The 19994-nt window shown below is 70.8% G+C and carries 17 protein-coding genes; 9 read left to right on the top strand and 8 right to left on the bottom strand.

Annotated elements, in window-relative coordinates; translation table 11 throughout:
- The first annotated feature begins 264 nt into the window (after positions 1 to 264).
- Both P3L51_RS08950 and P3L51_RS08945 read left to right on the top strand, forming a co-directional pair.
- Positions 265 to 1740 carry a DUF6056 family protein gene (locus tag P3L51_RS08950; protein WP_354604561.1) on the top strand — a complete coding sequence of 492 codons (1476 nt, stop codon included), beginning with the start codon at positions 265 to 267 and terminating at the stop codon, positions 1738 to 1740.
- A 113-nt stretch (positions 1741 to 1853) separates the two neighbouring features.
- Positions 1854 to 2666 carry a COG4705 family protein gene (locus P3L51_RS08945; RefSeq protein ID WP_354604560.1) on the top strand — a complete coding sequence of 271 codons (813 nt, stop codon included), beginning with the start codon at positions 1854 to 1856 and terminating at the stop codon, positions 2664 to 2666.
- Here P3L51_RS08945 and P3L51_RS08940 read toward each other — a convergent pair.
- From P3L51_RS08940 to P3L51_RS08930, 3 genes are read right to left on the bottom strand one after another with little or no spacing between them, the layout of a single operon-like run.
- Positions 2647 to 3999, bottom strand: coding sequence for an ATP-binding protein (locus P3L51_RS08940; protein WP_354604559.1), 1353 nt, complete (start codon positions 3997 to 3999; stop codon positions 2647 to 2649). The two genes, P3L51_RS08945 and P3L51_RS08940, sit on opposite strands and share 20 nt — an antisense overlap.
- On the bottom strand, positions 3996 to 4670 hold the full coding sequence (locus tag P3L51_RS08935) for a response regulator transcription factor (RefSeq protein ID WP_354604558.1): 675 nt from the start codon (positions 4668 to 4670) through the stop codon (positions 3996 to 3998). The genes P3L51_RS08940 and P3L51_RS08935 overlap by 4 nt, the downstream gene beginning before the upstream one ends.
- Position 4671: 1 nt before the next feature.
- A complete protein-coding gene (locus P3L51_RS08930) occupies positions 4672 to 5976 on the bottom strand; it encodes a sensor histidine kinase (protein WP_354604557.1) in 1305 nt (434 codons plus the stop codon).
- A gap of 159 nt (positions 5977 to 6135) precedes the next feature.
- Between P3L51_RS08930 and P3L51_RS08925 the strand changes: the two genes are divergently transcribed.
- Genes P3L51_RS08925 through P3L51_RS08905 form a run of 5 tightly spaced genes read left to right on the top strand, consistent with a single transcriptional unit; the run spans position 6136 to position 11587 of the window.
- Positions 6136 to 6738 carry a hypothetical protein gene (locus P3L51_RS08925; RefSeq protein WP_354604556.1) on the top strand — a complete coding sequence of 201 codons (603 nt, stop codon included), beginning with the start codon at positions 6136 to 6138 and terminating at the stop codon, positions 6736 to 6738.
- On the top strand, positions 6729 to 7433 hold the full coding sequence (locus tag P3L51_RS08920) for an ABC transporter ATP-binding protein (RefSeq protein WP_354604555.1): 705 nt from the start codon (positions 6729 to 6731) through the stop codon (positions 7431 to 7433). The genes P3L51_RS08925 and P3L51_RS08920 overlap by 10 nt, the downstream gene beginning before the upstream one ends.
- Entirely contained in the window at positions 7430 to 8140 is a 711-nt protein-coding gene (locus P3L51_RS08915) for an ABC transporter ATP-binding protein (protein WP_354604554.1), read from the top strand. The genes P3L51_RS08920 and P3L51_RS08915 overlap by 4 nt, the downstream gene beginning before the upstream one ends.
- Positions 8137 to 10797 (top strand): ABC transporter permease, encoded by a 2661-nt coding sequence (locus P3L51_RS08910; RefSeq protein WP_354604553.1) that lies wholly within the window; start codon positions 8137 to 8139, stop codon positions 10795 to 10797. Before P3L51_RS08915 ends, P3L51_RS08910 begins: the two co-directional genes overlap by 4 nt.
- A gap of 55 nt (positions 10798 to 10852) precedes the next feature.
- A complete protein-coding gene (locus P3L51_RS08905) occupies positions 10853 to 11587 on the top strand; it encodes a response regulator transcription factor (protein ID WP_354604552.1) in 735 nt (244 codons plus the stop codon).
- Between the two features lie 158 nt (positions 11588 to 11745).
- On the opposite strand, the gene P3L51_RS35965 is transcribed toward P3L51_RS08905, so the two are convergent.
- The 5 genes from P3L51_RS35965 to P3L51_RS08880 all read right to left on the bottom strand — a co-directional run bounded on the left by P3L51_RS35965 (position 11746) and on the right by P3L51_RS08880 (position 15246).
- Entirely contained in the window at positions 11746 to 12114 is a 369-nt protein-coding gene (locus P3L51_RS35965) for a hypothetical protein (protein WP_435594410.1), read from the bottom strand.
- Between the two features lie 90 nt (positions 12115 to 12204).
- Positions 12205 to 12846, bottom strand: a complete 642-nt coding sequence (locus P3L51_RS08895) for a class F sortase (RefSeq protein ID WP_354604551.1) — start codon at positions 12844 to 12846, stop codon at positions 12205 to 12207.
- Between the two features lie 19 nt (positions 12847 to 12865).
- Complete coding sequence (locus P3L51_RS08890) at positions 12866 to 13780, bottom strand: GVDTG sorting domain-containing protein (RefSeq protein ID WP_354604550.1); 915 nt, start codon at positions 13778 to 13780, stop codon at positions 12866 to 12868.
- 501 nt (positions 13781 to 14281) lie between these two features.
- Positions 14282 to 14476 (bottom strand): hypothetical protein, encoded by a 195-nt coding sequence (locus P3L51_RS08885; RefSeq protein WP_354604549.1) that lies wholly within the window; start codon positions 14474 to 14476, stop codon positions 14282 to 14284.
- 338 nt (positions 14477 to 14814) lie between these two features.
- Complete coding sequence (locus tag P3L51_RS08880) at positions 14815 to 15246, bottom strand: nuclear transport factor 2 family protein (RefSeq protein ID WP_354604548.1); 432 nt, start codon at positions 15244 to 15246, stop codon at positions 14815 to 14817.
- A gap of 95 nt (positions 15247 to 15341) precedes the next feature.
- Between P3L51_RS08880 and P3L51_RS08875 the strand changes: the two genes are divergently transcribed.
- Both P3L51_RS08875 and P3L51_RS08870 read left to right on the top strand, forming a co-directional pair.
- Positions 15342 to 15911, top strand: coding sequence for a PadR family transcriptional regulator (locus tag P3L51_RS08875; RefSeq protein ID WP_354604547.1), 570 nt, complete (start codon positions 15342 to 15344; stop codon positions 15909 to 15911).
- A 1118-nt stretch (positions 15912 to 17029) separates the two neighbouring features.
- Complete coding sequence (locus P3L51_RS08870; protein ID WP_354604546.1) at positions 17030 to 19834, top strand: AfsR/SARP family transcriptional regulator; 2805 nt, start codon at positions 17030 to 17032, stop codon at positions 19832 to 19834.
- The last annotated feature ends 160 nt before the right edge of the window (positions 19835 to 19994 follow it).

Here is a 19994-nt window from a genome sequence, read left to right as displayed (position 1 = left end):
CGGTCGAAGATGCGTCGAGTGAATTTCGCAGACCTCCTGGACGTATGCACGCCCACTGGCCGCACGGCCCGATGCGGCGGCACCGAACGGGTGAAGCCGCCGCGGCATCTCCCCGGGCAGGCCCGCGGATCAGGATTCCGGCTGTTCGATAGCCGCAAGCTGAATGCCCGCGCCGGCGAAGGGTCCTCCCTTCCCCGGCTTCAGCAGCCCGTTCGTGCCGCCGGCGGGTGGCACCTTGATGGCGACGTGGAAGAGAGACCAGTCATGGAACGCGTACCGGAGAAGTCCGTTCAGCCGCGACGTACCGGAGACGTGCCGACCACGAGGACGGCGGGGCGGTGGACACCGCTCTGGGCGGGGCTGCTCGCCCTTCCGCCGGTCGCCCTGCTCGCGACGGCGGCGTGGGTCGGGCGTCTGGTCCGTCCCGGTGGCGACGACTGGTGCTTCCTGCCCCAAGTCGCGGACGGCGGGTTGTCAGCGATCGTGGACAAGTTCTACTCAGTGGACAACGGGCGTGTCGCGAACGCCGTGTTCGTCTGGGCCTACGCGCGGTTCGGCGTCGCCGGTCAGCAGTGGTTCGGGCTGTTCACCGGCGTGCTGGTGCTCGCTCTCCTCTGGGCGTTCCTCGCCAGGGTGCTGGGCGGGACGCGCATGCGGGTCCCGCGGGGAGCGCCGTTCCTGGTGGCGTCCATAGTGACGGTCCTGTTCCTGCTCGGGTCCCCCAACACCTACAAGACGTTCTACTGGCCGGCCGCGTCCGTCTCCCACACGCTGCCCCCCGCGCTCGCCTGCGCCGCGGTCATCCCCGTACTGCGTGCCACATCACGGCGGAGCAGAGTCCTCGTTCTGCTCTCGGTCTTCGTCATGGGACTGATGCTGGGCACGCTCTCGGAGGAGACCGGGGTCGTCGCGGTGGTCGTACTGGCGACCGCGCTGCTGATCAGCGGTCGCGTGTTCCCCGAAGCGCGACGCCACTTCCTGCGGTTGTGCTGTGCGGGCGCGATCGCGGGCATCGTGATCGGAGGCGTGATCCTCTTCACCTCGCCGGGCGCGCAGCATCGCCGTGAACGTCATTACACAGTGTCGGCACTCGCCCCCGAGACGCTCCTCGCATCCCTGCGCGGCTTCGCCCACATCGTCATCACCTGTCTCACGACGTGGCAGTACCTGGGCGCCGTCGCGGCCGGCGTCCTTCTGGGCCTGCTGGCCCGGCCCCCCCGAGGTGGTCTCGCCCCGGTGAAGAACCAACTGCTCTGCGCCGGGGCCGGAGCCGTCGCGCTCCTCGTCTCCGGCTACCTCTGCACCGTCATCACCTATCCGGCCTTCGGGCCCACCGTCGTGACATCGACACGTCTGTGGAACGACTACCTGCTGCTCTACATCCTCTTCCTCGTCTTCGTCGGCACGCTCATCGCCCGCGCGTGGCCACACCGCATGCTGTGGACCGGGTCGGCCGTGGCCGCCGGAGCGGGGATGTGCGTTCTCGTCTGCCTCTCGCTCGGGACGTCGCTCACCGGCCTCGAAACCGACATGGCCGTACGGGCCGGAAAGTGGGACCGTCAGGACACCCGTCTACGCGGCGGGGCCACGGCGGGCGCCAAGATCCTCCCGTACGAACGCATGCCTCTCAGGGAGATGACCGAACCGTTCGGCGCCGGTGGACGCATCGCCTGGCCGGCTGTCTGCGTCGCCGACTACTACGGGCTGGACAGCGTCACCCGAGCCGCCAGCCGACCCTGACAACGGGATGCCCGCCTTCGAGTACGCCCGCGCCCGACGTCGGGCGCGCCAACCGTGGATCCCGTCCGACGCGGTCAGGAAACGTTCAGGTACGTCCTGGGAGCGTCGCCTCCATGACCACCAACACGCATGCCGGCCGGTCGTACTCCCTACCCCGGCAGATGGCGAACAAGGTTCCCGAAGTCACCCTGTACTTTTGGGTGATCAAAGTGCTGTGCACGACGGTGGGCGAGACCGCCGCCGATCTCCTGAACGCGGATCTGGGCCTGGGCCTGGTCACCACGTCGTACGTCATGGCCGGTCTGCTGGCCGTCGCTCTGGTCGTCCAGTTCCGTACCCGGGCCTATGTGCCGTGGGTGTACTGGCTGGCCGTCGTGCTGATCAGCGTGGTCGGCACGCTGATCACGGACAATCTCACCGACAATCTCGGGGTCCCGCTGGAGACGACGACGGCGGTCTTCGCCGTGGCTCTCGTCCTCACCTTCGCCGCCTGGTACCTGAGCGAGCGGACGCTGTCGATCCACAGCATCCGCACGGGCCGCAGGGAAGCCTTCTACTGGCTCGCGATCCTGTTCACGTTCGCCCTGGGCACCGCGGCCGGTGATCTGACCGCCGAGCGGCTCAACGTGGGGTACTGGCTGTCCGCCCTGCTCTTCGCCGGCCTGATCGCGGTCGTGGCTGTCGCCCACTACTCGCTGGACCTCAACGCCGTGTGGTCGTTCTGGATCGCGTACGTGCTGACCCGGCCGCTCGGCGCCTCGCTGGGCGACTATCTGTCCCAGCCGGTGGCCGACGGCGGCCTCGGGCTCGGCGCGGTCGGCACGAGCGTCCTGTTCCTCGCGGTCATTCTCGGTCTGGTCGTGTTTCTGTCCCGCACCAAACGGGACGTAGCCGTGGCGGAGCCCGTCAGCCCGCGGGCAGGCTGACGGCGAACGACGCGCCGGGGCCTCCGTCCGAGAGCGTGATGTCGCCGCCGGCGGCGCGGGCGAGGCGCCTGGCGAGCGCCAGGCCCAGCCCCGCGCCGTCGTGGCCGTCGGCGGGATCCGCGCGACGGCCCGGCTCGAACAGCGAGGAACGGAACTCTTCGGGGACCCCGGGGCCGTCGTCGCCGACGTACAGGGTGATCCGTCCGGTGCCCGCCGCACATCTGACGGTCACCGTATGCCGGGCGTAGCGGCGCGCGTTGTCCAGCAGGGGCGTCAGAATGCGCTCGGCGACCTCCTCCGAGACCCCGATGTCCGCGTGGTCTCCCCGGATCGTCACTGTCGGGGAGCCGGGGTCCTGGGCGCGGTCCCGCGCGAGGAGCCGGTGGATCACATCAGGAAAGCGGCAGCGGCCGGGCGCCGGCGACTCGCGGGTGCGAACCTCGGAGAGCAGCGCGTCGCAGATCTGCCGCATCGTCGCCGCGGCGTCGGCGATGGCCTCGTGGGAGGCCCGCCGTTCGGCGGCGTCGCGAGGCCGGCTGTTCAGCCAGTCGGTCTCGGCGGTGACGCGGGCCAGCGGAGTGCGCAGTTCGTGCGACAACTCGGCCGCCTGGTGCTGTTCGTGGCGCAGGACGGCGGCCAACCGGTCCAGCAGGACGTCCAGGTTGGCGGCGAGTGCGGCGAGTTCGGCGGGCCGCCCGGCGGAGCCGAATCGTTCCGGGGCGGCGGACTCGCTCCATCGCGCGGCCTGGTCGCTCATCGCGGCGACGGGCCGCAGAGCGCGCCGGACGACCAGCCGGGTGAGCAGGTAGATGCCTCCCAGCAGCGCCACGGCCAGGGCGGTGGACGCCACGAGCGCCGTGTCGGCCGTGCTGCGGTACGGGTCCAGGCTCACCGACGCCACAACGGTGCCCGCCTGGCCCGAGCCGTCCGCCTTCGCGACGGGGAGCGCGTACAGCCGCCACGAACCGGGGCCCGAACTGTCGGCGAAGACATGGCTCTTCCCCGCCAGCAGATCCGCCTGCCGCCGCAGCGGATCGGACGCGCCGGGGGGCTTCTCGACGGCCTTTCGGCCTTGATAGATCCATACGCCGCTGTCCAGTGCCTCGTCCTGTGCGGGCTCCCGGACGACGAGTCGGCCGTCCGGGCGGGCCTCGACAGTGGCGCCGACCGCTTCGGCGCGGGTGCGCACCACGTCGTCGGCCTGTTGGCGGAGCCGGTTGTCCAGGGCGAGGTTGAACACGGTCGTGAGGACCGCGATCCACAGGGCGCCGGCGACCAGGGCCATCAGCGCGAGACGGCCTCGCAGGGTACGGGCGGTACGGAGGCGTCTCATGCGAAGCGGTATCCGATCCCCCGGACCGTATGAATACGGTGCGGGCAGTTCGCGTCGCGCAGCTTCCGCCGCAGCCTGGCCAGGTACTGGTCGAGCGTGTTGTCGCTGACCTGCGCGCCCTCCGGCCAGCCCGCCCGCAGGAGCACTCGTCGGCGGACCGCGGCGCCGGGCTCCGCCATCAGGCGGGCGAGGAGACGGAATTCGGTGGGTGTGAGGGCGACGGGGCGGTCGTGGACGCTCAGTTCGTGCCGTACCGGGTCGAGACGGAGGGCGCCCGTGCCGTCGGTGACGACCTGCGACGGGCCCGTCCGGCTCAGGACGGCGCGCAGCCGCGCGGCCAGTTCGCTGAGATGGAAGGGTTTGACCAGATAGTCGTCGCCGCCGGACGCGAAGCCGGAGAGCCGGTCCGTGAGGTTCCCGCGGGCGGTCAGGAAGATCACCGGGGCGGTGATGCCCGCACCGCGCATGGCCTGGCACACGTCCCGGCCGTCGGAGTCGGGCAGCCCGATGTCCAGCACCACCGCGTCCACCGACCGGTCGACCGTCCGCAGGGCGACGGCGCCGTCGGAGGCGGTCACGACGTCGAAGTCCTCGTCGCGCAGGCCGCGGGCGAGCACGTCGCGAAGGCCGTGATCGTCCTCCACGATCAGAATCCGGGCGAGCGTCACCATGTCAGCCTCTCTCCGGGCTCTCCGGGCTCTCCGGGAGCAGCAGGGTGAAGCGCGTCGGCGCCTGTCGGGTCAGACCGAGCCGTGCCCCCGTACTGTCGGCGAGTTCGGCGGCGAGGGAGAGCCCGATCCCCTGTCCCGGCCCGGTGGTGGTGCCGCGCTCGAACAGCGCCGCCGGGTCGGTGGTGAGACTTCCCTCGTCGCCGACGTCGACGGCCAGGGCGTCGCCGATCTCCCGCAGAGTCACCGTGACCGTTCCGCTGCCGTGCCGCCGTGCGTTGTCCAGAAGGATGTCGAGGATCTGGGCAGTGGTCCGGCCGGGGACGGTCAGCGCGGCGACCGCCCGGTCGATCACGAGGTCGAGGCGGCGGCCGTCCTGGGCGAGCGGGCCGTGCCAGCGTGTCTCGGCCTGCTCCAGCAGCGCCCCGGCCGGGCGGCCGGCGGGGCGGGAGGCGGTCGCGGCCCGTTCCCCGGCCAGCCGGAGTACCTCGTCGATCGTGTCCTGGAGGTACTGGGACTGCTCCAGCGCGTCCTCCAGCGCGGTGCGCGGGTCCGCGCCCGGGTCGCTGATGGCTGTTTCCAGCCCGAGCCGCAGACCGGTGAGCGGAGTGCGCAGCTGATGGGAGGCATTGGCGGTGAAGTGCCGTTCATGGCGAAGCAGTTCGGACAGACGCTGCACCATCTCGTTGTGCGTACGGGCGACTTGGTCGATCTCGGCGACTCGGCTGCCGGCCGCCCGCGCGGTCAGGTCGCCGTCGGCGATCGCCCGCGACGTACGGGAGAGGGCTTCCAACGGCTCGCTCAGAGACCGTGCCTGGCGCCGGGCGACGAGGACGGCCACGCCCAGCGCCACCAGCACCACGCCCGCCAGGGCGCCCCAGGCCAGCAGGACGCGATTCCACACGGTCCCGGCACCGACCGAGGCACGGACCACCCCGATGACCCGTTCGTTCTGGGACACGGGCACCGCGGCCACCAGTTCGCCGCCGGTGTGCTCCTCGATCACGCTGTCGGCCAGGGCCCGGCGGGTGACCGCGTCCGCCGTCCGTGGCCCGGTGCCCGCCCGCAGGCGCAGCTGGCCGTCGTAGACGCCGAGCCGCCCCTCACCGGGTCCGGACGGCAGTTCGAGCGGATCCCCCGCGGCGAACCGGGGACCGACATGGACCGCGGCGGCCATCGCGGCACGCTCCACCTCCCCGCGTTCGTCGGCGAAGAGCGACACCCGGATGGCCACGGCGAGCGGCACCACCAGCAGGGCGAGGGCGACGGCCGCCGCCACCAGGGCCACCCGGACCACACGCTGTCTCATGGTGTCCATCATGGGGCGCCTCACGGGCGCGGCCGGTTCACGCCGGGCGGTTTTGCCGTCGTCTAACCATGGGCGGGCCGAGCTCTTACCGGCCGCTGCCTAGCGTCACGGGAACAGCAGTCGGCCTCACTCGTGACACTCGTGAAGGGCACCACGATCATGCGACGCACCCTGGCTCTTTCCCTCGCCGCTCTGGCACTCACCGCGGGAGGTGTCGCCGGCTGCGGCGGCGGCTCCTCGTCGGGCGACGGATCATCGAACGGCACCACCGGCGCACCGGCTCCCGTCGAGACCAACCCCGCCGGTGACATCCCCGACGACCAGGCGTTCGTCGCGTACCGGCCACCGGGCGGCGGCTTCACGGTCAAGGTGCCCGAGGGCTGGTCACGCAGTACGAGCGGCGGTTCGACCGTATTCACGGACAAGCTGAACAGGATCGAGATCGCGGCCGTCGACAGGCCCGCCGCTCCCTCCCCGGCGTCGGTGACGGCGGAGACGGTGCCGGTCCTTCGTAAGACGGTGCCTTCCTTCTCGCCGGGCAAGGCTTCGACGGTCACCCGCCACGACGGGCGGGCCGTCCTGCTCACCTACCAGGGTGACAGCGCACCGGACGAGGTGACCGGCAAGACCGTCCGCGACGCCTTCGAGCGGTACACCTTCCATCACCAGGGCCGGGAGGTCGATCTGACGCTGTCCGGGCCGGTGGGCGCCGACAACGTCGACCCCTGGCGCATCGTCTCCGACTCGCTGAGGTGGCAGTGACCACCGCGGGGGCCCCGGAGGCGGACGCGCTGCGGGCCAGGGACCTGTACCGCTTCTACCGGTCGGGCGAGGAGGAGACACTGGCGCTGCGCGGGGTGGATCTGCGCGTCCGGTACGGGGAGAGTGTCGCGGTCATCGGGCCGTCCGGCTCCGGCAAGTCGACCCTGCTCGCCTGCCTGGCCGGGCTGGACGAGCCGGACGGCGGCGTCGTACACGTCGGCGGGGAACGGATCAGCCACCGGCCCGAGGCCGAGCGTGCCCGCATGCGTGCCCGCCGTATCGGGGTGCTCTCCCAGTCCGGGAATCTCATCGCCCATCTGGACGTCGCCGCCAACATCCGCCTCGCCCGGACGGCCGTCCCCGGTACGGGCGGCCCGTCCGTCTCCGCGCGCCCGTCCGTCGCCGCACTGCTCGACCAGGTCGGGCTTGGGCACAGGGCCCGCGCACTCCCCCAGGAGCTGGCCGGCGGCGAACTCGCCCGCGCGGGACTGGCCGTGGCCCTGGCCAACGACCCGGACATCCTCCTCGCCGACGAACCGACCGGGGAACTGGACGGCGCGACGGAACAGCGCATCCTCCAACTGCTGCGATCCCGCGCCCTGGCGGGCCGCGGGGTGCTGCTGGTCACTCACAGCCCCGAGGCCGTGAAAATCGCCGACCGGGTCATCACCCTGCGCGACGGGAGGGCGTCATGAGCAGCGCCGATACGCAGGCCGAGACACTGGTCGACTGCCAGGACGCCGCCCGCACCTACGGCAGCGGACCGGCCGCGGTCGTGGCGGTGCACGGAGCGACCTGCCGGGTGCGCGCCGGCGACCGGATCGCGGTGACCGGTCCTTCGGGCTCCGGCAAGTCGACCCTGCTGCATCTGCTCGCCGCCCTGGAGGCGCCCACGACCGGCACGGTCGACCGCCGGGGTGTCGGGGTGGGCGGGACCGGCGTCGTCTTCCAGGGGCCGAGCCTGATCCCCGCCCTCGACGTGGCCGAGAACACCGCACTCCCACTGGTCCTGGCCGGCGTACCCGAGGACGAGGCACGACCGCGGGCGCTGGACGCGCTGACGCTGGTGGGCGCCGCCGATCTGGCCCGCAAACTGCCCGAGGAGATCTCGGGCGGCCAGTCGCAACGCGTCGCCGTCGCACGGGTGCTGGCACTGCGCCCCCGCCTCGTTCTCGCGGACGAGCCCACCGGTCAGCTGGACCACGCGACCGGTCAGCGCATCATCGACGTGCTGATCGCCGCCGCCGACGAGATCGGCGCCGCGCTGGTGGTCACCACCCACGACCCGGCGGTGGCCGAGCGGTTCGCCGAACGGTGGGAGATGCACGAAGGCCGACTGCGACCGAGGCACGGCCGACCCGCGCGAACCGGGGAAACGGCACACAGGGAAGAAAGCTCATGACTGTCACCACCTGGGTCGGCGGCCTGTTCCGCCACCACACCGGCCGGCTGCTCGCCACCGTGTCCGGCATCGCTCTCGCCGTCGCTCTCGTGGCCTCGCTCGGCTCGTTCCTGACAGCGTCGAAGACGACCATGACCGACCGGGCCGTCAGCTCGGTCGCGGTGGACTGGCAGGTCGAGGTCCAGCCAGGCAGCGATCCGGCCACGGTGCTGAACACCGTACGGACCGCGCACGGCGTACGGGACGCGCAGAGCGTCGGCTTCGCCCGCAGCACGGGATTCCGGGCCACCGGCGGGGGCAGTACGCACGACACCGGACCGGGCGTCGTGCTCGGCCTGCCGGACACCTACCGGGGGGCCTTCCCGGGCGAGGTCCGCCAGCTCACCGGCGCGACGTCCGGGGTGCTGATCGCCCAGCAGACCGCGGCGAACCTGCATGTGGGCCCTGGGGACACCGTCACCGTCAACCTGCCGGGGGCGAAGCCCGCCCAGGTGAAGGTGGCCGGTGTGGTGGATCTGCCGCAGGCCGACTCGCTGTTCCAGAAGGTCGGCGCGCCGCCGCAGTCGCAGCCCAGCGCGCCGCCCGACAACGTGCTGATGCTGCCGTCCCGCCTGTTCGACACCCTGACCGCGCCGGTCAAGGCGGTCGACCCGGCGGCCGTCACCACCCAGATCCATCTGACCCGCGACGCGCCGCTGCCCGCCGACCCGGCAGCCGCCTACACCTCGGACGCCGCCGCCGCGCGCAACCTGGAGGCCCGTACGTCCGGTGGGGGGTTGGTCGGCGACAACGTCGGCGCGTCCCTCGACGCGGCCCGCCAGGACGCGCTGTACGCGCAGATCCTGTTCCTCTTCCTCGGCGTGCCCGGAGCGGTGCTGGCAGCGCTGCTGACCGCGGCCGTCGCGGGCGCCGGGGCCGATCGGAGGCGCCGTGATCAGGCCCTGCTGCGCACCCGCGGGCTCCGCCCGCGCCAGGTGGCCGCTCTGGCGGGTGCCGAAGCGGCCGTCATCGGAGTGACGGGCGGGCTGCTGGGTCTCGGAGTCGCGGCCGTGGCGGGCAGGCTCGCCTTCGGCACCGCCTCGTTCGGGGCGAGGGGGACCTCGGCAGGCGGCTGGTTCGCCCTCTCGCTGCTCCTCGGGCTGCTGGTCGCGGCGGGCGCCGTCCTCGTGCCCGCGCTGCGTGACCTGCGCGGCGGTACGGTCGCGGCTGCCCGCCGGGTCGTCGGCCGGGCGCGCTCCCCGTGGTGGATGCGGTACGGCGTGGATCTGATCCTGCTCGCCGTCTCGCTCCTCGTCTTCCGGGCGTCCAGTGGCAACCAGTACGCGCTGGTCCTCGCCCCGGAGGGGGTGCCGAGCATCTCGGTGTCGTACTGGGCTTTCCTCGGCCCGGCCCTGCTCTGGTTCGGCTCCGCCCTGCTGCTCTACCGGCTGGCCGTCCTCGTACTCGCCCACGGACGGCGGTTCGTGGCCCGGCTGACCCGTCCGCTGACCGGCACCCTCGCCGGGACGACGGCGGCGAGCATGTCCCGCCGACGGCGCCCGCTGGCCCGCGCCGTGGTGCTCCTCGCACTCGCCGTCGCCTTCGCGGCGTCCACCGCGACACTCAACTCCACCTACAAGCAGCAGGCCGAGGTCGACGCGCGGCTCACCAACGGCGCCGACGTCACCGTCACCGAGTCCCCCGGCGTCAGCGTCGGCCCGGACGCCGGGAGCGCCCTCAGAACGGCGGGCGTACGCCACGTGGAACCGATCCAGCACCGGTTCGCGTATGTCGGCGCCGACCTCCAGGACCTGTACGGAGTCCAGCCGGCGAGCATCGCGTCAGCGACCTCCCTACAGGACGCGTACTTCGTCGGCGGCACCGCCAAGAGCCTCATGCACAAGCTCACCACCCGCCCCGACTCGATCCTGGTCAGCCAGGAAACCGTCAAGGACTTCCAGCTCAGGCCCGGCGACACCCTGAATCTGCGGCTCCAGGACAGCCGTACGAAGTCGCTGCACACCGTCCCCTTCCACTACGCGGGCGTCGTCAAGGAGTTCCCCACCGCCCCCAAGGACAGCTTCTTCGTTACGAACGCCTCGTACGTCGCCAAGGCCACCGGCAGCGACGCGATCGGCGCCTTCCTTCTCGACACCGGAGGCACCGGCCAGAAGAGCGTCGCCGCCGAACTGCGCCACAAGCTGGGCACGAGCGCGACCGTCACCGACATCACTCACACCCGCGCCACCGTCGGCTCCAGCCTCACCTCGGTCGACCTGGCCGGGCTCACCCGTATCGAACTCGGATTCGCGGTGCTGCTGGCCGCCGCGTCCGGCGGCATCGTCCTGGCACTCGGGCTGGCGGAACGGCGCCGCACGTTCGCCCTGACCACCGTCCTCGGCGCCACCCGGCGCCAGCTGCGTGGACTGGTCGTGAGCGAGGCGGTGGTCACGACCGTCGGGGGCCTGGCGGGCGGAGCACTCATCGGCTGGGCCCTGTCCCAGATGCTGGTGAAAGTCCTGACCGGCATCTTCGACCCGCCACCCGCGGCCATCGCCGTTCCCTGGGGCTATCTCGCGCTCACCACGGGCGCCGCGGTAGCGGCGATCGGCGTCTCGGCACTGAACGCCGCCCGCCGCTCCTCCCGGCCGCCCGTGGAAGAACTCCGGGATCTATGAGGGGCCGGCACCGGTGCCGGGTCCACGCGGGCGGGCCGCGCCTATGCTTCGGGGTATGAGCCCGCCCGCACTCCAGGAGGGGCCCCGGGTCCTGGTCGTCGAGGACGACGACACGATCGGGCGCCATCTGGACGCCGGACTGCGCAGTCACGGTTACGGCACCACCTGGTGCCGGACCGGACTGGGCGCGCTCGCCGAGGTCCGGACGCACGCCTACTCCATCGTGCTGCTGGACCTGGGGCTCCCCGACACCGACGGCGTCGACGTCGCCCGCGCCCTGCGGGCGGACTTCCCCGATGTACTGATCGTCATCCTCACCGCCCGCAGCGACGAGATCGACGTGATCGCCGGCCTCGACGCCGGGGCCGACGACTACCTCGTCAAACCCTTCACACTCAGCGTCCTGCTGGCACGGCTGCGTGCGCATCTGCGCCGCAGACCGCCGTCGGCCGGCCGGGAGGAGGGACCGGTCCGGCTCGGCGACCTGACCGTGGACACCACCGCCCGGCGCTGTCTGATTGCCGGGCGGGAAGTCGCGCTGCGCCCCAAGGAGTTCGAACTCCTCGCCGTGCTCACCCGGCACGCGGGCGCCGCCGTGTCCCGCGAAGCCCTCATGGCCCAGGTCTGGGACGAGAACTGGTTCGGCCCGACGAAGACGCTCGACGTCACCCTGGCCTCCCTGCGCCGCCGCCTGCACCAAGCGGCGGCCGACGCACCAGACTCCTCGCACCTGCCGACGATCACCACCCTGCGCGGGCACGGCTACCGGCTCGACCCCGTACAGCCGTAGGCCCGCGCCCAAGCGGAGATCTCCGGTGCGCGGCTGATACATACGGGCCAACATGTCCACCGGTATCCGATACGGGCGGGCAATCTGGCCGCCATGACGAAGGAACAGGTGTGACCGTCGGACAAGCCGGGCCTCGACACTGACGGCGGCCTGCGTGATCAACGCGGAGGGCGTGAAACATCTCCTACGACGCCTCGCTGCCGAGGTGCCGGCTGTGACCGCGGGGGACGACGCATGCCTTCTTCGACGAGGTGGATCTTCCACCTGGCCTGGGTGCTCTTGTCGCCAGGACGTCTGGCTACTTCGAAGTCGGCCGGTACGAGGACGAGGTAGCCGACCATCGGCGGCCTGCCCGGCAGCGTCGGCAGGGCGTGCGCCGGGGCGGGCAGCCAGGTGGAGCCGGGCGCCAAGAAGTCCACGAGCCGGCCGGCCTCGTCGGCCGCCGCGAGGGGCACGGCCTCGTCACGGTCGACGGCTCGCAGCCGGCGCCGGCCGGAGCCCCGGCGTGGACGCGAGGCTTCTCCCACTGTCTCCCGCTGGTATCCCGGCTCTGACCAGCAGTTGCGGGGCATTTCCGGGCCGGGATGTGTGCTCGTTGGAGGCGCGGCGGGCTGTTCTCAGTGGGCTCTCGGTGTCGCGCGAGGGGTGGCGTAGACGACTACGTTGTCGCGGTAGGTCCGCGTCTTGTTGTCCCAGCCGGTGCACGTGATCAAGCGCAGGCTGGGTCCGGCGGTGGGTGTGTAGACGCGTTCGGGGAAGCGGTCCTTGGGGTGGACGGCGACGGCGTCGACGGTGAAGTGGGCTGTGGTGCCGTCGGTACGGCGGATCTCGATGCGCATCCCGGGTTCGGCGCCGCTCAGTTCGTAGAAGGCGGCGGGGCCTGTTGGTGTGTCGACGTGTCCGGCCAGGACTGCCGTCCCGTTCTCTCCGGGCGCCGCCGAGGATTCGAGCCAGCCCGCCGCCGCGGGGTCGGCGGGGATCGGCATCTCGCCGCGGTCGGTGAGACGGACCGGTCGCAGCTTTGCCGAGAGGCCGACGCCGGGGACGGTGACCGTGAGCGGTACGGACCGGGCCATTCCCGCCTCGCCGGCCGCGTGTGAGCGATCAGGCGATGAGTCGGCCGGGACGGTGCCGGCCGAGGTGACGCGTGGTGGCGGAGTCTGCCGGTCGTCGACGGCGGTACCGAGGGTCAGGGCGCTCGCGAGCGCGCACACGCAGGCCGCCGCGGTCCATGCGCCACGGCGGCCCGTTCCCTTCATCGGCTTGTCGCTCCGCCGGTCAGATCTGGCGGGAGGAGGGTGCGCGGCGGCGGCTGATGACCAGTGCGCCCACGCTGCTCAGCGCGAGTGCGGCACCGGCTCCCAGCAGCGCGGTGTCGCGCATGTCCTGGGTGCCGCCGTTGCCGGCGTCGACACCGCCCGAGGGCATGCCGGAGTTGGTTCCGGGGAGGGTCTGGAAGAAGAGGAAGGTGTTGGTGGGGATCGGCTTGGTGACGCCGGACTTGGGGTCGGCCGCGAGCTTCGTGATGGTGTCGAAGCTCTTGCCGGCCTGGATCTTGGCGAACGAGCCGGGGTCGGTCACGCCGACGACGAAGACGGGCCACCACTCGGGCCGGTCGTTGTTCCGGTCGGTGATGATGTGGTCGTGGCCCGGCAGTTCGGTGTTCTTCAGCGCGGAGGCCGGCATCTTCAGCGCCGACGCGAGACGCGAGAGGTCGATGCTGGTGGGGTGGTCCACACACGGCACATTCGCGGGGCACTGGAGCGTCTTGGGTGCGGGCTTGAACAACGGGACCGGGATGTAGAGCGGGTCGGTGAACTTGTCCGACGTGGTCCCGGGCGGCACGTTGTTGTACGTCGCGCCGGCCTCGCACTTGCTCGGCGCCCCGGAGCTGACCGACGGGTCGCAGAAGAAGTTCTGGGTGTAGAGGAACTTGATGGTGTCACCCTCGTACCAGCCGTCGGTGACTCCGATGTTGCGGCACAGATCCTGCGGCTCACCGGTGGTGCACTCGTTCTTCAGCGGCTGCACGGTGTGCTTGCCCGTGGGCGAGGGGCCGAAGCCCTCGGCGTCCGCGGCGTCGCTCGCCCCCTCGGCGACGGCGAGACCGACGGTGCCGGCCGCGGCCAGGCTGAGGCCGGACACACATGCGGCGAGACGGGCCAGGCGACGCCTTCGTGATATCGCGCTCATTCGTGGAAGATCCCTTCGGACGCCCCCACCCGGACGGCATCACCGTCACACGAGTGACCGGGGCAGCAGACCGCGCTCCGGAGGGAGACACGGGTTCATCACCCCATGATCACCTTAAGTGACGATGGATGTCTTTCTGTGATGACCCGAGAGGGTGACAGCCCGCACACCCCCAAGGCTCGCGATATGTGCGCGCGCCGGAACGGGTCGGCGGGTCGGCGGGTCATTGCGATCAGCGGGCGGTGCGTTCGGCCGGGGGTCGACTCCTGCTCCTGACGCGCTGGAGCCGGCCGCGCAGGTGCGGGCCCGGCCCGGCGAGATCCGCACCACCGCCGGTGCCGGCCGATTGGGATGGATCGACGCGCGGGATATCGGGGCACACGCAACCCACTTGGGGTGGAGTGGCAGTAGCGGCAGTAACAGATCGATTCGCGCCCACTGCGCGTCAGTCGACGGCACACGAACAACGACCGGCAGGACCCGTTGAAACGGTGCTGCTTCTCAGACGGTCCGCCAGGCGCGGAGCCGCCGTACGTCCCGCACGAGCGTGCACAAAGCGCTGAGGAAGATCACGGCTCCAGCTCCGACCCAGAGGGCCGACGCCCCGGAGCGGTACTCACGAACGGCAAGAACGAGCAGCATCATGCCGACAAGGACACCGAAGGCCGAGATCAGAGCGCTGACGCGGTGAGTCACACGGACATCATCAACGACAACCTCGACCAGCGGAAGTGATCCAAACGAACCGGCCTAGCCGTGGCGCATCAGGCGCTTCACGAGGCGCAGTCCGAGCTCGGTGAACGGCGGCTGCGCCAGGCGCAGCGTGTTCAGGGCGAGGGGCTCGCGCAGGACGGGTTCGAGGTGGGAGAAGGCGCGCCAGGAGTAGGCGCCGTGGAACCTGTGGCCGACGCGTCACCCGGACTGCAGGACACGTGCCGGGCCGTTCGACCGTGCCGGACTCGACGCGAACCTCGGACACCTCCGTACCGGAGTACGCAGCCGGCCGGGCATCGAGGGCGGGTCGGGAGCCGCCGCTACGGCTTGGTGGGCCCGGGAGCAAGGCCGTCGGCGACCAGGCCCGCGAGAACCGCCTCCCCGAGGGCGTGTACCGCGGACTGCGGGCGGACCATCACCGTGAACTCCTTGACCCGGCCGGAGTCGTCGAACTGGAGCATGTCGATGCCGTGGATCTGCTTGCCGTTCACCGTGGCCCGGAACAACAGGACTGCCGACGGGGCCTCTTCGCCGTCGGCGCTGGTCTCGGCCGTGCCGTCGAAGTGCCCGATGTAGCGGAAGTCTTCGAACGTACGCAGCAGAACGCCGAAGAGCCCCAGCACCATGGGCTTGCCTTCGAAGGGAGTGAACTTCACCGGACTGTAGAGGCGGATGTCGTCGGTGAACAGGTCGTCCAGCAGGGCGACTTCACCCTTCTCCACGGCGGCGCGAAAGCGTTCAGCCGTCTCCATGACTTCCATGACCCTCCCCAGTACTCAAAAATCTGACTAGTCACTTCCTTGAGTATGATGCAGGGACGGACAAGAAATGGAAAGGGGCCGCTCCGATGGCCTTGCGGCACGCGGTGCTGGCGGCACTGCTGGACGGCGAGTACAGCGGTTACCAGTTGGCCAAGGCGTTCGACATCGGTGTCGCGAACTTCTGGCACGCCCTGCCGCAGCAGCTGTACGCCGAGTTGGCCAAGCTGGAGAAGGAAGGGCTGGTCGCGGGCCGCGAGGTGGTCCAGGAGACCCGGCCCAACAAGCGTCTGTTCAAGGTCACCGACGCCGGTCGAGCCGAACTGGAAGCATTCGCGGCGGCCGTCGCGAGGCCCTCGTTCATCCGAGACGACCTGCTTGTCAAGGTCCAGGTCGCCGACCGTATCGGCACGGCATCGGTGATCGAACAGCTCGAAGATCGAGCACACGCCGCCGAGGCCAAGATCGACCTTCTCGGCAATCTGCTGCGCCAACTGCGCGGTGGTATGGACGAGGACGACTTCCTGCGCCGGGGCGACCGGATCGGACCGTATCTGACCTGCCTGCGCGGACTCGCGTTTGAACGAGAACACCGCGACTGGTGCCTGCGGATCGCCGCCGTCCTCAAGGACAGAGAGACGAATCACGCCGAACGGTGACCAGCCGGGCCGCCCCGACGGCCTCCCCCGCCCATCGCGGCCGCGCGGACACACCCGTGCTGTGACTGATCGACCCGTTCGACCCGTTCGACCTGAAGAGCGCGCCGTTCTCCCCCGTCCGACAGCGCCTTGCCGGGCCCCGCGACGAAGTACTGTTCACCCTCTTCACCAACGAACTGCACCACTTCCGCCGGCGTGGGGGCTTCGACAAGACGACGACCCCCTACGTGGAGGTCAGCCGGACTGCGCACGAAACGTGCCGTAGGCCCGGACGGCCGATTGGTCGGAGGTGTTGACGGTCTGTTCGGACAGGACCCAGGCGCGCCCACCGACGTGGCCTCAGGCCCGCGCGGAGGCGAGCCCGTCATTCGTATTGGCCACATGAGCTCTCGCTGAAGCTTGGCCATCACCCACTGAGCATGCCGGGCATGCCGGGCATGGCGCGGCCCTCCATGGTGGAGGTGTCGTTGCCCTGCTCGACGACGTGCGGGCCGATGCCGCGCTCGCGCAGCTCCGGCGGTCATCGGACCCGTGGCCTCGGCTCGAAGCCCCGGGAAGGGATCGGGTAGAACAGGCCGACCGGGGGGGTTCTCCCCCCGGTCGGCCTGTCGCGGTCCGAGAATGACCCGGTTCTTACTGAGCGCGTTTTCGCTTCAGGTCCGAGTCGCCCTGTAGGCACCGCCGGTGATGTACGCACCGTTGCGGCATTCCGCCTTCTGGTACTCCCACCGCTTCGGTCCGTTGATGGGCGAGCCGGAGCTGCAGGTGACCGAGACCGTCACGTAGTACCCGGGGCACTGCACGTGGTAGCGCTCAGCGCCGCCGCTGCCGGCACTGTCGAACCACTCCGTGCACGCTGCCGCGGGGGACTGAACCGCCGCGGTTGTCGTTGAGGCGGCCTGTGCGGGCACGACCATCGTGCCGATGGCCACGGCCGTTCCGAGCCCTGCACTTGCAAGTGCGTGACGCAGTCGCATCGTTCTCTCCCTATTTGTTGGAGACCGTTGGAACTGACATCACTGTGTTCGACGGGTATCGGACGATTCTTGGATGGACCTTGAAACGGCTGGTGGGGGCTTTGTCCCGGGGCTAGGGTTCCGGCCGAGGGGGTGGTCGGGATGGCGGTGGAGTTCGGCTTACTCGGCACGATCGAGGTGCGCGTCGATGGCCGCGCGGCGGATGTGGGGCACCTTCGGCAGCGGTGTGTGCTGGCCGCCTTGCTCGTGGACGCCAACCGGGTGATATCGGTCGACGAGCTCATAGACCGGGTGTGGGCAGGCCGGGCGCCGCAGCGGGTCAGGGGAACGCTGTACGGCTATCTGTCCCGTCTGCGCCAGACGCTGGAGGCCGCCGCGAAGCAGGCGCGGATCGCACGGCAGCCCGGCGGCTATGTCCTGGAGGTGGACGCGGCAGCCGTGGACCTCCATCGGTTCCGGGACCTGGTCGCGCAGGCCCGGACGGTCGGCGACGATCAGGCGGAGGCACTGATGGGACGGGCGCTGGGGCTGTGGCGGGGGGAGCCGTTCGCCACCGTGGACACCCCGTGGTTCTGCGATCTGCGCCACGCCCTGGAGCGGGAACGGCTGTCGGCCGAGCTGGACAGCGCCGACATCCGATTGCGGAGCGGGCTGCACGGCGAGTTGCTGCCCGCGCTCACCACCCGCATCGGGCAGCACCCGCTGGACGAGCGACTGACCGGTCAGTTCATGCTCGCCCTGTACCGCAGCGGACGGGCCGCCGACGCCCTAACCTGCTACCAGAGCCTGCGGCGGCGGTTGGCGGAGGAGCTGGGCACCGACCCCGGGCAGCTGTTGCGGCAGCTGCACCAGCAGATTCTCACCGCCGACGCGGTCCTGACCCTCCCGAAGCCGGAGCCCGCACCGCGCACCGGGGCACCCGCCCCGGTGCCCCGCCAGCTTCCCGGCCGACCGCGCTGGTTCACCGGCCGGGAGCACCAGCTCGCGGAGCTCACGAAGGCGTTGGACTCGGCGGGTGAGCCGGGTGAGCCAGTAGTGATCTCCGCGATCGGCGGCAGCGGTGGGATCGGAAAGACCTGGCTGGCCGTGCACTGGGCGCACCACAACATCGACCAGTTCCCGGATGGGCAGCTCTACGTCGATCTGCGCGGTTTCGATCCCTCGGGTGAGCCCGTCGCGCCTGCCGCGGCGGTACGCGGGTTCCTCGACGCGCTGGGAGTGGATTCCGGGTCCGTGCCGGTGGACGTGCAGGCTCAGATCGGGCTGTACCGGAGTCTGGTCGAGGGCAGGCGAATGCTGGTCGTACTGGACAACGCCGCCGACGCCGAGCAGGCGGCTGCGCTGCTGCCGGGCAGCACCACCTGCACGGTGCTGGTCACCAGCCGCCGGCGGCTGGCCGGGCTGACGATCGCCCATGGGGCCCGGATGCTGACGCTCGACGTGCTGACCGACACCGAAGCACGGGAACTGATACACCGCCACCTGGGGGAAGACCGGGCGGCGGCCGAGCCGGAAGCCGTCGCCGCCCTGCTGGAGCACTGCGCGGGGCTACCGCTGGCGATCAGCGTGGTGGCAGCCCGCGCGGCGGCCCACCCGGACTTCCCGCTCGCCGTGCTGGCCGAGGAGCTCCAGAACGAGTCGGCGCGCCTGGACGCGCTGGACGCGGGTGATCTGACCTCCAGCGTGCGCGCGGCCTTCACCGTGTCGTACCGAGCCCTGACCGTCGGGGCCGCGGAGGTGTTCCGGCTCGTGGGACTGGCCCCGGGGCCGGAGATCGGGCTCGCCGCGGTCGGCAGCCTCGTCGCCCGTCCTGCCACAGCGGTGCACACTGCCTTGAGGGAACTGGAGAACGCCCACCTCGTCCGGCAATTCGTACCGGGCCGCTACCGCCTGCACGATCTGGTCCGCCTGTATGCCGCCGAGCGCGCGGGCCACGACCAGCCGGAGGAATCCCGTCAGCAGGCCATGCGGCGGCTGACGGATTTCTACCTCCACACTTCCTACGCCGGCGACCGGATACTCAGCCCGCTGCACCACCAGTCGCTGGAACTCGGCCTCCCGTCCGACGGCTCAACAGTTGAGTTACTGTCCGGCCAAGAGGGGGTCCTGACCTGGTTCCGTACCGAGCACGCATGCCTGCTCGCCGCTCAGCGTCTTGCCGCCGAGCAAGGATGGGACGCTCTGGTGTGGCAGCTGGCCTGGGTACTGGACGGCTTCCTCTGGCGGCAGGGGCGCCTGCACGACCACGTGACGGTTTGGCGGACAGGACTAGCCGCTGCCGAACGACTCGGCGTGGCGAACATGCGGGCACGGGCCCACCGACGCCTGGGCCACGTCTGCGCCAGAGCCGGCGACCATGACGACGCGCTGGAACACACGCGGTTGGCGCTCGCCTTCGCGGAGGAGGCGGGTGACATCGCCGAGCAGGCACGGGTCCACGACGTCATCGCCTGGGCGTGGGCCAAACAGGGTGACGACCGGCAGGCCCTGACGCACGTCCGTCACACTCTGCGGCTGCAGCGCATGGCCGATGACCCCCTGGCGGAGGCGAACGCCCTCAACGCGGTGGGCTGGTACGAGGCCCGTCTCGACAACTATGAGCAGGCTCTCGCCCACTGCGAACAGGCCCTCGCCCTTCACCGTCACCACGCCTTCCCCGACGGCGAAGCATGCACCCTCGACAGCCTCGGCTACATCGCCCACTCCTCCCGGCGGCATCCCCAGGCACTCGCCTACTACCGCCAAGCCCACACACTGTTCCAGAAACTCGGCAACAACTACGAAGAAGCCAACACCCTGGCCCACATCGGCGACGTCCACCATGCCCTCGGCCAACACGACCAAGCCCGCGCAATCTGGCAACAGGCGGCCGACCTCTACCAAATGCAGCATCGCGAGGATGATGCCAAGCAGCTCCGGGACAAGGTGCGAACCCTGAAACCATGAACCGCCCAGGGCTACGGGGGCTGAATCCGGGCAGCCTGTTCGGACCCGGCTCAGTCATCGACCCCAGCTCATCAAGGAATACGAGACGGCAGGCGCAAGACGCTCTCCACGACCCCGACCACGACCGTCGCGGCAACACGTCCCGGTAGACGGACGCCGG

The sequence above is a fragment of the Streptomyces panacea genome, from assembly GCF_040560175.1.
GTDB classification, from domain to species: Bacteria; Actinomycetota; Actinomycetes; order Streptomycetales; family Streptomycetaceae; genus Streptomyces; species Streptomyces panacea.
Note: the sequence above shows the minus strand (reverse complement) of the source record. Positions and strands in the feature narration are given on the sequence as shown.

Excerpts from the sequence above, each read along its gene's own strand:
- P3L51_RS08890 (WP_354604550.1), bottom strand. The coding sequence starts at position 13,780 with ATGAGCGCGATATCACGAAGGCGTCGCCTGGCCCGTCTCGCCGCATGT.
- P3L51_RS08875 (WP_354604547.1), top strand. The coding sequence starts at position 15,342 with ATGGCCTTGCGGCACGCGGTGCTGGCGGCACTGCTGGACGGCGAGTAC.
- P3L51_RS08950 (WP_354604561.1), top strand. The coding sequence starts at position 265 with ATGGAACGCGTACCGGAGAAGTCCGTTCAGCCGCGACGTACCGGAGAC.
- P3L51_RS08905 (WP_354604552.1), top strand. The coding sequence starts at position 10,853 with ATGAGCCCGCCCGCACTCCAGGAGGGGCCCCGGGTCCTGGTCGTCGAG.
- P3L51_RS08880 (WP_354604548.1), bottom strand. The coding sequence starts at position 15,246 with ATGGAGACGGCTGAACGCTTTCGCGCCGCCGTGGAGAAGGGTGAAGTC.
- P3L51_RS08935 (WP_354604558.1), bottom strand. The coding sequence starts at position 4,670 with ATGGTGACGCTCGCCCGGATTCTGATCGTGGAGGACGATCACGGCCTT.
- P3L51_RS08895 (WP_354604551.1), bottom strand. The coding sequence starts at position 12,846 with ATGAAGGGAACGGGCCGCCGTGGCGCATGGACCGCGGCGGCCTGCGTG.
- P3L51_RS08925 (WP_354604556.1), top strand. The coding sequence starts at position 6,136 with ATGCGACGCACCCTGGCTCTTTCCCTCGCCGCTCTGGCACTCACCGCG.
- P3L51_RS08915 (WP_354604554.1), top strand. The coding sequence starts at position 7,430 with ATGAGCAGCGCCGATACGCAGGCCGAGACACTGGTCGACTGCCAGGAC.
- P3L51_RS08870 (WP_354604546.1), top strand. The coding sequence starts at position 17,030 with ATGGCGGTGGAGTTCGGCTTACTCGGCACGATCGAGGTGCGCGTCGAT.
- P3L51_RS08910 (WP_354604553.1), top strand. The coding sequence starts at position 8,137 with ATGACTGTCACCACCTGGGTCGGCGGCCTGTTCCGCCACCACACCGGC.
- P3L51_RS08945 (WP_354604560.1), top strand. The coding sequence starts at position 1,854 with ATGACCACCAACACGCATGCCGGCCGGTCGTACTCCCTACCCCGGCAG.
- P3L51_RS08930 (WP_354604557.1), bottom strand. The coding sequence starts at position 5,976 with ATGAGACAGCGTGTGGTCCGGGTGGCCCTGGTGGCGGCGGCCGTCGCC.
- P3L51_RS08940 (WP_354604559.1), bottom strand. The coding sequence starts at position 3,999 with ATGAGACGCCTCCGTACCGCCCGTACCCTGCGAGGCCGTCTCGCGCTG.